This window comes from Stutzerimonas xanthomarina DSM 18231 (assembly GCF_900129835.1).
Taxonomy (GTDB): domain Bacteria; phylum Pseudomonadota; class Gammaproteobacteria; order Pseudomonadales; family Pseudomonadaceae; genus Stutzerimonas; species Stutzerimonas xanthomarina.
Genome location: NZ_FQXA01000002.1, coordinates 230,638 through 244,165, shown reverse-complemented (window position 1 = coordinate 244,165; position 13,528 = coordinate 230,638). Strand labels below are relative to the sequence as shown.

11 protein-coding genes are annotated in these 13,528 nt (G+C 61.5%); 4 read left to right on the top strand and 7 right to left on the bottom strand.

Going from position 1 to position 13,528, the window contains the following annotated elements; genetic code table 11:
* Positions 1-12 precede the first annotated feature (12 nt).
* Entirely contained in the window at positions 13-903 is an 891-nt protein-coding gene (locus BUE09_RS05490) for a LysR family transcriptional regulator (protein ID WP_073299700.1), read from the bottom strand.
* 113 nt (positions 904-1,016) lie between these two features.
* Here BUE09_RS05490 and BUE09_RS05485 point away from each other — a divergent pair, with 113 nt between their 5' ends.
* Positions 1,017-1,442: a VOC family protein gene (locus BUE09_RS05485; protein ID WP_073299699.1), complete on the top strand. Its 426-nt coding sequence runs from the start codon at positions 1,017-1,019 to the stop codon at positions 1,440-1,442.
* 232 nt (positions 1,443-1,674) lie between these two features.
* Positions 1,675-2,091, top strand: coding sequence for a hypothetical protein (locus tag BUE09_RS05480; RefSeq protein WP_073299698.1), 417 nt, complete (start codon positions 1,675-1,677; stop codon positions 2,089-2,091).
* Here BUE09_RS05480 and BUE09_RS05475 read toward each other — a convergent pair.
* On the bottom strand, positions 2,088-3,728 hold the full coding sequence (locus tag BUE09_RS05475; protein WP_073299697.1) for a Na+/H+ antiporter: 1,641 nt from the start codon (positions 3,726-3,728) through the stop codon (positions 2,088-2,090). The genes BUE09_RS05480 and BUE09_RS05475 overlap by 4 nt on opposite strands.
* Positions 3,729-4,248: 520 nt before the next feature.
* On the opposite strand from BUE09_RS05475, the gene BUE09_RS05470 reads away from it, so the two are divergent.
* Positions 4,249-5,976: a tannase/feruloyl esterase family alpha/beta hydrolase gene (locus tag BUE09_RS05470; RefSeq protein ID WP_231975529.1), complete on the top strand. Its 1,728-nt coding sequence runs from the start codon at positions 4,249-4,251 to the stop codon at positions 5,974-5,976.
* Between the two features lie 287 nt (positions 5,977-6,263).
* Positions 6,264-8,261: a methyl-accepting chemotaxis protein gene (locus tag BUE09_RS05465; protein WP_073299696.1), complete on the top strand. Its 1,998-nt coding sequence runs from the start codon at positions 6,264-6,266 to the stop codon at positions 8,259-8,261.
* Between the two features lie 63 nt (positions 8,262-8,324).
* Here BUE09_RS05465 and pcaD read toward each other — a convergent pair whose 3' ends face one another.
* From pcaD to BUE09_RS05440, 5 genes are all read right to left on the bottom strand, one after another.
* Complete coding sequence (gene pcaD / locus BUE09_RS05460; RefSeq protein ID WP_073299695.1) at positions 8,325-9,113, bottom strand: 3-oxoadipate enol-lactonase; 789 nt, start codon at positions 9,111-9,113, stop codon at positions 8,325-8,327.
* 450 nt (positions 9,114-9,563) lie between these two features.
* Positions 9,564-10,769: a 3-oxoadipyl-CoA thiolase gene (gene pcaF / locus BUE09_RS05455; protein WP_073299694.1), complete on the bottom strand. Its 1,206-nt coding sequence runs from the start codon at positions 10,767-10,769 to the stop codon at positions 9,564-9,566.
* The gene (locus tag BUE09_RS05450) at positions 10,766-11,560 is read right to left on the bottom strand and encodes a CoA-transferase subunit beta (protein ID WP_073299693.1); all 795 of its coding nucleotides are present in this window, start codon (positions 11,558-11,560) and stop codon (positions 10,766-10,768) included. The genes pcaF and BUE09_RS05450 overlap by 4 nt, the downstream gene beginning before the upstream one ends.
* On the bottom strand, positions 11,560-12,429 hold the full coding sequence (locus BUE09_RS05445; protein ID WP_073299692.1) for a CoA transferase subunit A: 870 nt from the start codon (positions 12,427-12,429) through the stop codon (positions 11,560-11,562). The genes BUE09_RS05450 and BUE09_RS05445 overlap by 1 nt, the downstream gene beginning before the upstream one ends.
* 163 nt (positions 12,430-12,592) lie before the next feature.
* Positions 12,593-13,435, bottom strand: coding sequence for an IclR family transcriptional regulator domain-containing protein (locus tag BUE09_RS05440; RefSeq protein WP_073299691.1), 843 nt, complete (start codon positions 13,433-13,435; stop codon positions 12,593-12,595).
* Positions 13,436-13,528: the final 93 nt, after the last annotated feature.

Below are 13,528 nucleotides of genomic sequence, written 5' to 3'. Positions count from 1 at the left end.
CTCGCTGCCTCGCTAAGCCGTGGCCGGACGTGGATGATCCGCCAGGACGTCCCGCACACAGCGGCGAAATAGCTGCTGCACCGGCAGCTGTCGGGCGCTGTGCCGCCCGACCAATACCAGCTCGCGATAGAACGTCGCGCCACCCAATCGCAGAACACGAACCGTCGGCGCACGTTCGAGCCATAACCCGGCCTCCGGCACCAGCGCGACACCCAGGCCACAGGCGACCATCTTTACAATGGCATCCAGCTCGTCGAGCTCCAGACCAGCACGTACGTCCAGGTGATGTTTGCGTAGGAACTGGCTCACCTGTCGCCCGCCGAAGGAATTGCGGTCGTAACGTACGAAAGGCTGCTCGACAAGCAGTTGCAGCGGATCATCGCCGGCGACGTCGAGCGGTGCGATCAGCACGAACGGTTCGCGTTGTATGAGCTCGGCGTCCAGTTCCTTGGGCAGGGCAAACGGCGGTCGGATCATGATTGCCAGATCAATCTCACCGGCATCGACTTGCGACAGCAAGTTGAGGGAAACGCCGGGAACCAGCTTTGGCGCGACGCCCGGCGCCTGCTCCAGCAGACGGAGCAGCACTGGTGGCAGTAGCCCGGTCTGTACCGTACCGATCGCACCGATGCGCAGTTCGCCCCGGTAGTCTTCCAACGACTCCGGCTGCCCCATCAGGCTGAACGTCTCCAGAATCTGTTCGGCCAGCGGCAAGGCTCGCAAACCCGCCGGATTGAGATGCGCGGAGCGGCCCGTTCGATCAAATAAACGCAGACCCAGTGCCTCCTCAAGATTCTTGATCTGCGCGCTGACGGCTGATTGGGTCAGACCGACTTTATGGCCTGCAGCGGCAAAACTGCCGCAACGGGCAATGGCGAGGAAGGTTCTCAGTTCACGGATCATAAGGACCTGATTGATCGAAATAGTCGAGGCTCGGCACGAACGATATCCGCTGTTGGTGGGTACGACAAATCGGCAAGATGGCGGTCACGGCCCCACCACAGAAGGAAGCCTTGATGAGCCTTTCCCCTTTTCACCTTGCGATCCCCGTATACGACCTGCCCGCCGCTCGCCGTTTCTATGGCGAAGTCTTCGGTCTGGCCGAAGGCCGCTCGTCTGAGCACTGGGTAGATTTCGATTTCTATGGCCATCAACTGGTCATCCATGAACATCCGCAGACGCCGTCGCAGGAAGCCGCACACACCAATGCCGTAGACGGCCACGACGTTCCGGTACCGCATTTCGGCATCGTTCTCAGCTGGCCTGAGTGGGAAGCATTGGCCGAGCGCCTGCGCGCCCGCGGCACCCGGTTCGTGATCGAACCTTATGTGCGATTCCAGGGCCAGGTCGGTGAACAGGCGACCATGTTTCTCTTCGATCCCTGCGGTAATGCCCTGGAATTCAAGGCATTCAAGGACATGAGTCAGCTGTTCGCCAAGTGACCCGATCCCCTGCCCCTCCAGTACCGAGTGGCTTGAGGCTGTTCACCGGTAAAGGGGAACTGTAATCCCGACATTTGCCCGCTAAACAAAAGCGACGATCTACCGATAACCCGGTATGCCAGACGCGACACCCTCCGGTGTCGCGCAGGGTATCTGTCAGCCGGTTTTTGCACTTCGTTGGTTGCAGCGAGTGCCGAGGCCGGTATCGTCCATCTACAAGCGGAGCCCCACCGTGCAACTCATCGATAACCGAGCACTGATCAACGATGCCTTGAGCCAGTCTGCGGAGCTGACAGGGGGGCGTTTCGATCATCGCTACTGGTTGAGCAAAGTGGCGGACGTCAAGCTGCTGATCATCTCCAAGCCCGAAGTGCTTTTCGACCTTTCGGTGAAGGTGTACATCCCTTTGCCAATAGGGCAGCAACCGCCGCTGACCTACGGCGACGGCTGGTTCAACTGGCACTTTCTCGGCAGTAAGAGCGCGGTCGTCACCATCGCCCGCGAGATCCTGTCGATTACGATGCGCAACCAGAAGGTGCAGTCGCCGGTGCTACAGGCCTGGCTGACGCAGCTGGTGTCGTTCAAGCACAGCGACCACACTATCGCTGTACTTGAACCCGAGCAACAACAGGACCTGGTAGGCCGTTAGGCGGTGTCACCGGCCCCCAGCGCGGCCTCTTCATAATCGAGTTCGCGTAGCAGGGTCTGCAGCATCTGCTCGTCTATGTCGTGCCGTTTCCTCATCCGATACATTTCCTTGCGCTGTACTCGAATGGCGTTGAGGCGGATATCCCGCTCCAGGGCCATGGTTTCACGCGCCTGGCTCGCCCGACCCTGGTGGTCCATCAAGGCTTCGATGTCCTTGCGGTAGGACTCGGTCACCCGTGCTGTCACCTCGCTGCGTAGCAGCATCTGGTCCGGATCATCGACGGGGTTGGCCTGCTTCCAGTTTTCCAGCCAGCTGACCGCCGCCTGTGCCGCGTTCCGGCGGGCCTTTTTCAATTCTTCACGATGCTCTTCAAGATCGTTGTTGGGCAGCTGCTTGAGGAAATACGGAATGCCCAGCGCACCGATCAGCAGCGACAGGATGATCACCGCGGCGGCGAGGAAGATCATCAGATCCCTGCCCGGAAATGGCGTATCGCCAATCATCAACGGAATCGAGAGCACACCCGCCAGCGTGATCGCGCCGCGCACGCCGGCCACGGCGCTGAGTGCGGAGAACAAGCGAAGCGGTTTGGGCTGGACCGTCTTGCCGAGCAGGCGGCGCACTCGCGCCTCGCTCCAGTGATAGACGAAAACGAATGAAAAGCGCACCACCAGCAGCAGCGCCATGATTGCCAGCGCACTGAACACCAGCATCGGCATGCTGTAGGTCCCTTGCCCGGCGGCTTCCCAGACGCGCTCGACAATCCGCGGGAACTGCAGACCCAGCAGCAGGAACACCAGGCCGTTAAAGCTGAAATCCAGCATCTCCCAGATGCTGCGGTTGAGGATCCGGGTACTGGTCTTGACCGGCAGCATGTCGATCCGGCTCTGCACCATGCCTGCCGCCACCGCCGACAGAATACCGGACATACCGGCATGCTCAGCCAGGAAGAAGGCAGCAAAAGGCAGCAGCAGAATCATCACCACGTAGGTCGACGGATCGAACAGATCGCGCGCCGTCATCCACTGTTTGCCCTTGCCCACCAACCAGCTCAGCCCTGCCCCGATCAGTAATCCCCCAAGCGCAATGATGAAGAATTCGCCGGTCACCGTGACCAGCGAAAAACTGCCAGTGATGGCCGCAGCCAAGGCGAACTTGAACGAGACCAGACCGGTGGCATCGTTCATCATCGCTTCACCTTCTAGCTGGTGAGACATGTGTCGCGGCAACCGGCCCTGGGCAATCGCGATCACCGCCAGCGCGTCGGTCGGCGAAAGGATCGCCGCCAGCGCAAAGCTCGCGCCCAGCGGAATGGCCGGTAGCAGCCAGTGAATGAAATAACCCACCACCACCAGAATGATCAGCACAAGCACCAGCGCCATGGCGGTCATTTCCGCACCGTGCTCGGTGAATTCGCGCTTGGGAATCTTCCAACCGTCGTAGAACAACAGCGGTGGAATGAACAACAGCATGAAGATCTCGGGCCGCAGCTCCACACCCATGCCAAAGGGCGGCAACGCCAGCACGCTGCCCATGATGATCTGCATGATCGGCAGTGGTAGGGGAACGACATTGGCCAGGACGCGGCTTGCACCCACGGCGAGCAGCAGCAGGAAGATGAGGTAAAGCGTTTCCATAGGGCGGGCTGATCTCTACAAAAAATAGGCGGGGCATGCGACGTTTGCGCGCATACGACAAAAGTATAGTCGGGAGGTTTTGGAATATCCGCTTCGCGGATCAGATCCGTCTGGACTAGCCCGCAGCAACCGCGACGCCTCGTGTGCTGCAAGCACAGACGTCATGGCTCAGGCGTCCCGTCACGCCTGACGTCTGCTTTTCTGTGATAAGGACCGTACCGCTTGTCGAAAAAAATCCGAGCCGCCGTACAGAGTGTCCGGCCAGGATGACATTGCGCCTATCCATGTCCGACCTTCTGGACAAATCCCTTCGCGCTGCAGCGCCCCGACCAGCCTGTTACTCGCCGTGCTAGAGCGGTCCGGCTGCGATTTAGTGACCGGCCATCGGCGGCTGCGCCTTCTCGCGTTCCGCTGGCACAGCTTTGGCTCATCCAACATACCCGGTTGCAGCGCAGTCCTCTCGGGTACCCCACCTCGTGGCGCAGCTGCGGGGCATGACAACAAGAACAAGGAAACCCAGATGAAAGCATCCCGTGCACCCCGCTTTCGCTACGCATCATCCCAGCGCCTGCGGCTGGCCTTCCCCACCCTGATCGCACTGGCGATCGCCCAGCCCACCCTCGCGGCCAGCTGTGGAGAGCTGGCCGGTACGCAGATTCCTGCCACTGCGATTGCCCTGCCAACCTCCGGTGCCAAGGTCACCGCTGCGACGCCGGTGCCAGGCGGTGGCAGCGCACCGCAGACGTTTGGCCCCCACTGCGACCTGAGCGTGGAAATCGCGCCGATTGACCGGAGCGCACCCAGCCTCAAGATGCGCATCGTTCTGCCTGAACAATGGAACAGCAAGGCGATGATGTATGGCGGTGGCGGCTATAACGGCACCGTACCTAACGTGGCCGGCAACGTTCCGGCTGGACCAATCGACCAACCGACGCCACTGGGCCGCGGCTATGCGGTATTTGCCAGCGATTCAGGCCACGTCGCCAACCCGGTTCATCCGGGTGACTTCGCCTGGAATGAGGAAGCCTTGGCCAACTACGGCCACGACGCCCTGAAGAAAACCCGTGATACGGCGATGTACCTGATCGAGCAACGCTACGGCGAGCCTCCGGTGCGCAGCTACTTCGCCGGCGGCTCCACCGGTGGCCGAGAGGCGCTTGCCGTCGTGCAGCAATGGCCGAAGGATTTTCACGGTGCGATCGCCCTCTACCCGGCCTACAACGCCGCCGCACTCGATTTGCAGTTCGGCCGCATTAGCCGTGCGCTGGCCGCGCCGGGCGCCTATCCCAGCCTGGAAAAGCGCGCCGCGCTGCTGGAAGCCTCGATGCAGGCCTGTGACGGGCTCGATGGCGTGCGCGACCGGGTGATTAGTCATCAGGCGGCGTGCAATGCCCAGTTCGATCCGGCAACCGCCAAACTCAACGGCCGTCCTCTGCGCTGCCGTGACGGCGCTGATACGGGAAGCAGTTGCCTGTCCGATGCACAAATCAATGCGCTCAAGGTGTTCGATACGCCGATCCGTTTCAGCCAGCCCTTGGCCAGCGGTGAACGCGGCTACCCCGGTTTCAATACCTGGGGCACCGATCTGGGCCGGCCGGGCGAAGGCTTGCAACTGGTAGTCAATCGACTGGGGCTGAATACCCTGCAACCTGACTACCCCATGCCGCCGCACGGCACCGGCTTTGCCGAAGGCGCGCCGTACCATTCGGGGTTCTGGGACGAGTGGGTGCGCTACTTCGTGACCCGAAATCCGGCGTTCAACTCGCTGACGCTGGACCCGGCCAACCTGGGCCCATGGCAGGCGCGCGTCGATGCGCTGTCGTTGCGTCAGGACGTCAACCAGACCGATCTGGCGGCGTTCGTTGCCAATGGCGGCAAGATTCTGATGGCTCACGGCACCTCGGATCAGCTGGTCAGCACCCGCGCCACGGCTGAGTATTACCGGCGCGTACAACAGGACATGGGCGTTGGGCAGACCCGTCGGTTCATGCGCTATTACGAAATCCCCGGCTACGCCCACGCAGCCAGCACGGTTTTCAATGCCGCCTGGGATTCGCTGACGGCGCTGGAGAACTGGGTTGAGCGCGGTGTCGCGCCCAGGCGGCAGATCGTGACTGACACCGTTGCGGTGCCGGGCCGCACCCGGCCGCTCTGCGAATACCCTGGCTGGCCGATGTACAAGCGACATGGTGATGTGGACGACGCCTCCAGCTTTGTCTGCGTGAGAAGTCGCGGTCATCAAAAGTAGGCAAAACCGGGCGGAGCGCCTCGGTCTGCCGGCCGTGCGCTCCGGTCCGCCTCTCCAAAACCGCAGAACAATATGAGTGCGGTTTTAAGCGCTGATCGCCACACTCGAGCGCGGCTTTCAATGGCAGTCCTTATCGCATCTGGCGAAGCTTTGAGCCGGTGCACGCGGCAGCAGCCGCGATCGCGACCACTTATCCGCAAGATCTCAAGCTCCTCGAGGCAGAGCCGATAGCTCCGTCGTTGCCGCGTCCTCACTCGACGGGCGGTTGGATAAGAGGTTGCTCATTCATGTTTTCGCTTCAAACCATCAAGGCTCGCTATACGGTCACTTTCGTCGGCTTTGTGCTCGTGGTCGTACTGTTTACTGTTCTGGGTATCAAGCGTTTCGTCACGCCTCAACTCATTGCAGCTGGCGAGTCCATCGTGCTTTCCGAGGTCAACGAAATCGGTCAGAGCATCTCGATCCAACTGGCGCAGGTCGCCGCTCAGGCGAGGAGCATCACGCAAACCGTTCCCATGCTGAACAGCGATGAGATCGATCGCGTCCTGCCGGGCCTGGTTGACCAGTACGGTGACGTGAAGGTCTTCGGCGGCGGCATCTGGCCCCTGCCGGAAAAGCGCACGCCCGGACGTGCCAAGCACAGCACCTTCTATCATCGCGACCAGTCCGGAAAGCTGGTGGTGAACACCCACTGGAACTCCCCCGAATCGCTGAATTATTTCGAGCAGCCCTGGCACCGTGGCGGCTTGCAGGCACCGCGCGGCAAGTGCGTATGGGCCGCCGCATATAAGGACGATGCCAGCGCCGAACCGCGCACCAACTGCGCCATGGCCATCTACAAGGACGGCGCGGCGTGGGGCGTGTCGACGATCGACCTGACCCTGGGATTCTTCAACCAGCTGGTTGCGGAAAAGCAGGACGAGATCGGTGGCGAAGTCATGATCGTCGAGGCCGACGGCAAGATTCTCAGCAACCAGCCGCAGCTGAGCGGCGACATGGTGCTGCGCAACGTGTCCGAGCTGTCCAGCCAGTCGCCTTTCATCGCCACTATCCAGAAGGCGCTGGCAGGCAAGTCACAACAGCTCCAGCGGGAAACCTACAGCAGCAAGACCGGAGAAGAGTTCAGCTTCTTTCTGACACCCATCGAAGGAACACCCTGGCTGCTGGCCGCAGCATTGCCCACCGCTCATCTCGAGGCGAAGAGCGACGCGATGCTCAAGGCGCTGGCGTCTCTGCAGATCCCGATGGTGCTGATCCTGATGGTGCTGATGATCCTTGCGCTGAACCAGCTGATGAAGCGCCTCAACGTGCTGCGTTCGAATATCGATGCGCTGTCCGCTGGCGATGCTGATCTGACCAAGCGAATCGATATCAAAGGCAAGGACGAGGTCGATCAGGTCGGGCGCTCAGTCAATGGTTTCATCGGTTATCTACAGAACATGATGATTGATGTGAGCGACGCGACGACCCAGATCCACACCGAAATCGGCCAGCTCAAGCAGCTGTCACGTTCGACCAACGATGCGCTGGCCCGACATGCGTCGGAAACCGATCAGGCGGTCACGGCAATCAATGAAATGAGTTCGACCGCGGAGTCCGTTGCGCAAAGCGCCAGCGACACCGCTGCGTACACGCAAACCGCCAACCACAACGCGCTGTCATCGAAGCTGGTCGTGGACGACGCGTCCACCAGCGTGCGCGCGCTGGTAAGCGAAGTCGAAAGCGCAACCGCCAAAGTGCAGGCGATGGAAACCGACGCCAAGCGCATCAACGACGTGCTGGGCGTCATCGGCGATATCGCCGGGCAGACCAATCTGCTTGCGTTGAACGCTGCAATTGAAGCCGCACGTGCCGGTGAGCAAGGTCGGGGTTTCGCAGTGGTTGCCGACGAGGTTCGTGCCCTGGCGGCCCGCACCCAGCAAAGCACGTCCGAGATCAATGAAATGCTGCACCACCTGCAGCAGGCCGTGGGTTCCGCCGTTCAGGCCATGGAGCAGACCAAGGTCAGCTGCCAGGCGACTGCAGATAAGACTGCCCAGGTCACGGTCGGCCTCGACGAGATGACCAACTCGGTCGTTCACATCAACGATCTGAGCACCCAGATCGCCACCGCCGCCGAAGAACAAAGCGCAGTGGCCGAGGAGATCAATCGGAACATGGTTGCGGTTCGCCACGTGGTCGACGAGCTGGTGGAAAGCGGCGTGAGCGTGGACCGCAGCACCGAGTCGCTGCTCAGCACCAACGGACGTCTGACCGCGGTAGTGAATCGATTCAAGGTGCGCTAACACGAGGTACTCGTTAACAGAAAGGCCCTGCGGGGCCTTTTCGTTTTTGAATCGTTCACCAGTTCAGTCGCGAAGAAATTTCAGTACTGAGCGGGTGAAACGCTCTTCCGCTTCGACGTTGGACAGGTGCGCAGCATCGAGCTCCACAAGCTCGGCGTTGGCAATCCGTTGCTCAATGAAACGGCCGTGTTCGGTGGTGGTCACAGGGTCCTGGCTGCCACAGACGATCAGCGTCGGCACCTTGATCGCGCCCAGCTGCTTACGGTGGTCGGCGTCACGCACCGCAGCGCAATTGGCGGCATAGCCGGCGGGTGAGGTGCTGGCAATCATCTGGGTGATGCGCGCGACCTCTACGGGGTGCTGCGCCGCGAAATCAGGCGTGAACCAGCGCGCGACAGAGGCGTCACGCATGTCGCGCATCGCCTGCTCACCGCCTTCTAGTACGGTGTTGATGCGCTCATCCCAGACCTCATCAGTGCCGATTTTGGCGCCGGTATTGCAGACCACCAGCCGTGTCAGGCGCTCGCCAGCATGGATGCCGAGCCATTGACCAATCAGGCCGCCCATAGAAAGACCGCAGAAGGCGAAACGGTCGATACCCAGCGCGTCTGCCAGGCCCAGCACATCGCGGCCAAGTTGCTCGATGCTGTAGGGCCCCGGCGTGACGGACGAGCTGCCGTGGCCGCGTGTGTCGTAGCGCAGCACCCGGAACTGCTCGCTGAAGGCAGGCACCTGGGCATCCCACATCTCGTGCGTGGTGCCCAGCGAGTTGGACAGCACCAGCACCGGCGCATCGACCGGGCCTTCGAGACGGTAGTTCAGTTCGCCATCGGCGAGTTTGACGGTGGGCATGGCAAATCTCTCTGGGAAATTGATTTAAAAATAGCCAAAAACGAGCGAAAACGATGGGCTTGTGGCGTGCCGCAATGAGTCATACATCATGGCGCGAAGCCCATCAAAGGCCGTATGCCGCCATGGCGGTCACAACGGTGGGCTGAAGCCCACCCTACGGGAGCGGACCTCCACTACAAGGGTTGGCTTCGTAGAGTGGGCCGGGAGGCGCTCTGCTTCAGCCCACTGCGTAAAGGCTCAGCACTGCCGTAGGGTGGGCTTCAGTCCACCATCCTCCGCGCAAATGCTGAAGTCGAAAATTTAAAGTTTGTGCTGAGGAATGAGCCGGCGCTGCACAAGCCATGAGCGGCTGAGCCCATCACAGCTGTGAAATATTGGTGGGCTGAAGCCCACCCTACCAGCGTGCAGCAGTTCTTGTAGGGTGGGCTTCAGCCCACCACGGCGCGCCTCTTAGACTTTCTCAACCGCTAACGCCAGGCCCTGCCCTACACCCACACACATGGTCGCCAGGCCGAGCTTGCCGCCGCTCTTTTCCAGCGCGTGCACCGTCGTCAGTACCAGCCGCGCGCCGCTCATACCCAACGGATGGCCGAGGGCAATGGCGCCGCCCTGCGGATTGACCTTCGGGCTGTCGTCTTCGAGACCGAGATCGCGAGTCACCGCCAGCGCTTGTGCGGCGAAGGCTTCATTGAGTTCGATTACGTCGAAGTCGCTTACCGCCAGGTTCAGCCGCTCGCACAACTTGCGTACCGCCGGCACCGGGCCGTAGCCCATTACGCGTGGCGCGACGCCGGCACTTGCCATACCGAGCACCTTGGCGCGAGGCGTCAGGCCATATTTCCGCACCGCTTCTGCACTGGCCAGGATCATCGCCGCCGCACCGTCATTGACGCCCGACGCATTACCCGCAGTGACGGTCTTGTCCGGTCCGTTGACAGGTTTGAGCTTTGCCAGCGCCTCGGCCGTGGTGTCCGGACGCGGGTGCTCGTCGGTATCCACGACGGTGTCACCCTTGCGGCCCTTGATCACCACCGGAACGATTTCTTCAGCGAAGAACCCCGCGGCCTGCGCCTTGCCGGTGCGCTGCTGGCTGCGCAGGGCGAAAGCGTCCTGATCCTCGCGGCTGATCTTGTGCGCTTCCGCAACGTTGTCAGCGGTCTGCGGCATGGCATCGACGCCGTACATTTCTTTCATCTTCGGGTTGATGAAGCGCCACCCGATGGTGGTGTCCTCGATCTTCTGGGTTCGCCCGAACGCCGTATCGGCTTTACCCATCACATAAGGCGCACGGGTCATGGACTCGACGCCGCCGGCGATGGCCAGCTCCATCTCGCCGCAGGCGATGGCGCGGAAGGCGCTGCCCACCGCATCCATTCCAGAGGCGCAGAGGCGGTTAAGGGTCACACCCGGCACGGTTTCCGGCAGGCCGGCCAGCAGTGCGGCCATGCGCGCCACGTTACGGTTGTCCTCGCCGGCCTGGTTGGCGCTACCCATGAAGACCTCTTCGATCGCTGCAGGATCGAGGCCGGGATTGCGTTCCAGCAGGGCTTTGATTGGCGTGGCCGCCAGGTCGTCGGTACGCACGGCAGCCAAAGCCCCGCCGAAGCGGCCGATGGGTGTCCGTACGGCGTCGCAGATAAAGACTTCGCGTGTCACTCGTCACCTCCAGATTGTCCGTGGGCGGCAGCGGTGCGGGCTTCAAGGGCACGCAGAGCTCCCAGCTCGTGTTCGGTTGGTGGCGCGGTTTCGCCCAGATCATCAGCGAACCGGATCGCCCAGCCGGTGTTCTCGATCACCTGTTCGCGGGTCACGCCCGGGTGCAGCGAGGTCACCACGAATTCGTTGGACCCGGATTCGGGCTCCATAATGCACAGGTCGGTGATGATTCCCACCGGCCCATTGCCTGGCAAACCGAGCTGCTTGCGATGCTCCCCGCCTTCACCAAAACCGACCGACGTGATGAACGCCAGCTTGTCGACGAAGGTTCGGTGCGACTGCTTGAGGATGATCAGCACCTGCTTCGCCGAGCCGGCAATTTCTGGCGCGCCGCCCGCCCCTGGCAAGCGAACTTTCGGTTGGTGATAGTCGCCAATCACCGTGGTGTTGATGTTGCCGTACTTGTCGACCTGCGCCGCCCCGAGGAAACCGACGTCGATCCGCCCGCCCTGCAACCAGTATCGGAATATCTCAGCGGTCGGCACCACGGTGTCAGCCGTCTCCGCCAGTTCGCCATCACCGATGGACAAGGGCAATACGGACGGCTTGGCCCCGATCGGACCGGACTCATAAATCAGCACCACTTCAGGCGCATGGGTCAGGCGGGCCAGGTTGGCCGCCTTGGACGGTAGACCAATGCCGACGAAGCAGACGTTGCCATTACCCAGGCGACGGGACGCTGCAACCGTCATCATTTCGTTTGTGCTGTAGTCATTGGCGTGAGCGTTCATCAGTTGGCCTCCTGCTGCGCGGCCAGCTTGGCCCCTATCTTTTCTTGAAAGGCTGAAAAATCTTCAGTACCGCGAATGAACTCGTCGATCCAGGCGGTGAAGCTGTCGCGGTCGCGAGCGATCGGGTCCCACTGCTGGTAGAAGCGGTTGTCGCGCTCGTAATAGCCATGGGCATAGGACGGGTGCGCCCCACCGGGTACCAGGCACACCGCGCTCAGCGCCCAGGTTGGCAATACACAGGCATTCATCGGTGCTTGTAGGTCATCGACGATTTCCTCGACGGTGACGATGCAGCGCTTGGCCGCCAGCGCCGCCTCCTTCTGCACGCCAAGAATCCCGGCGATCAGCACGTTGCCTTTGCGGTCGGCCTTCTGCGCATGAATCACGGTCACATCGGGCCGCACACTCGGAACGGCAGCCAGCTTCTCACCGGTGAAGGGGCAATCGATGAACTTGATCATCGGATTGACCTTCGGCAGGTCGGAACCGAGGTAGGCGCGAAGCACGGCAAACGGCAAACCCGAAGCGCCAGCGACATAGGCGTTGGCCAGATCGGCGTGGCTGTGTTCCTCGATCTCCAGCGGCTGCGGCCACTGTTTCTCTACAGCGTCACGCAGGCGATGAAGGGAGCCGACGCCAGGATTGCCGCCCCAGGAAAACACCAGCTTTTTCGCGCAGCCGGCGCCGATCAGCAGGTCATAGACGAGGTCGGGCGTCATCCGCACCAGTGTCAGGTCCTTTTTGTCCTGGCGAATGATCTCGTGCGCAGCGGCCGTTGGAATCAGATGCGTGAAGCCTTCAAGGGCAACGGTATCCCCGCTGCTGACGAAGCGATCCACTGCTTCGCGAAGGGAAAGGAGTTCAGCCATGGGTCGGTCTCATGTTGGTGTCTGGGTGCGCAGAGAGAAGCGCGTGCCATCAACACTAACCACCGAATGAAACCAGAACAATCCGATAATCGATTCATTGTGCGATTATCGAACAGAAGCGTACCCGTCTCGGCAAGCTTAAAACCGGCACCGGCGTGCTCGATCAGTGGAAGAGTCGCGTGCTCAGTTCCCTGCTCGCCTCGAGCAAAACCGGCAGGAAGCGGGACTCCAGCTCCTGCTTGGTCACCCGGCTCGCATGGGTGCCAACGTTGAGTGCGGCCAGCACCTGCCCGGCAGAGTCCTTCAGCGGCACGGCCAGCGAGCGCAAGCCGACTTCCAGCTCCTGATCGATGATGACCCAACCTTTCTGCCTTATTTCCTCAACCGACGCACGGATCGCTTCAGGTGTATGTAGCGTGCGGCTGGTCTTGACCTGAAGATTCGCGTGTTCGAGGTACTCCGTCAGTGCCGCGTCGTCCAGCGCAGCCAGCAGAATCCGACCCATCGAGGTGCAGTAGGCCGGCAAACGGCTGCCCACGCTGAGATCCACCGAGATCAACCGCTGGGGCGTGGCCGATCGCGCCACATACAGCACTTCGTCGCCTTCCAGCGTGGCCATCGAACAGGCTTCGTGCAGCTCATCGCTGAGCCGATCGAGGATCGGCTGCGCCGTCACCGCCAGCGGTGTGGACGACAGATAGGCGTGTCCGAGCGTGAGGACTTTTGGCAACAACGAATAGGTGCGCCCATCGGTCGTGGCGTAACCGAGCTTGATCAATGTGTGCAGGCAGCGCCGCACGGCCGCGCGGGGTATTTCCGTGCGGTGGCTGATCTGCGCGATGGTCAGATGGCGTTTGCGCTCCTGGAACGCATGGATCACCGCCAACCCCCGCGCCAGTGAGGTCATGAAGTTCGGGTCGCCGGTCAGCGCCTCGATTCGCTTGGCGGGCGAGGCGATAATGGCCGGCGCCATAGGGGCAAGGTTGGGGCGAGATTCGTCGGTCATGAGCGGCAGCTTCGGCTAGGAGCGATGGGCGATTATCGTCCGACAGGTCGATAATCGCAAAGCCACCCATACTTAGATGTGGACTGCGGTCGC

Excerpts from the sequence above, each read along its gene's own strand:
- BUE09_RS05490 (WP_073299700.1), bottom strand. The coding sequence starts at position 903 with ATGATCCGTGAACTGAGAACCTTCCTCGCCATTGCCCGTTGCGGCAGT.
- BUE09_RS05485 (WP_073299699.1), top strand. The coding sequence starts at position 1,017 with ATGAGCCTTTCCCCTTTTCACCTTGCGATCCCCGTATACGACCTGCCC.
- BUE09_RS05475 (WP_073299697.1), bottom strand. The coding sequence starts at position 3,728 with ATGGAAACGCTTTACCTCATCTTCCTGCTGCTGCTCGCCGTGGGTGCA.
- BUE09_RS05470 (WP_231975529.1), top strand. The coding sequence starts at position 4,249 with ATGAAAGCATCCCGTGCACCCCGCTTTCGCTACGCATCATCCCAGCGC.
- BUE09_RS05465 (WP_073299696.1), top strand. The coding sequence starts at position 6,264 with ATGTTTTCGCTTCAAACCATCAAGGCTCGCTATACGGTCACTTTCGTC.
- pcaD (WP_073299695.1), bottom strand. The coding sequence starts at position 9,113 with ATGCCCACCGTCAAACTCGCCGATGGCGAACTGAACTACCGTCTCGAA.
- BUE09_RS05450 (WP_073299693.1), bottom strand. The coding sequence starts at position 11,560 with ATGAACGCTCACGCCAATGACTACAGCACAAACGAAATGATGACGGTT.
- BUE09_RS05445 (WP_073299692.1), bottom strand. The coding sequence starts at position 12,429 with ATGGCTGAACTCCTTTCCCTTCGCGAAGCAGTGGATCGCTTCGTCAGC.
- BUE09_RS05440 (WP_073299691.1), bottom strand. The coding sequence starts at position 13,435 with ATGACCGACGAATCTCGCCCCAACCTTGCCCCTATGGCGCCGGCCATT.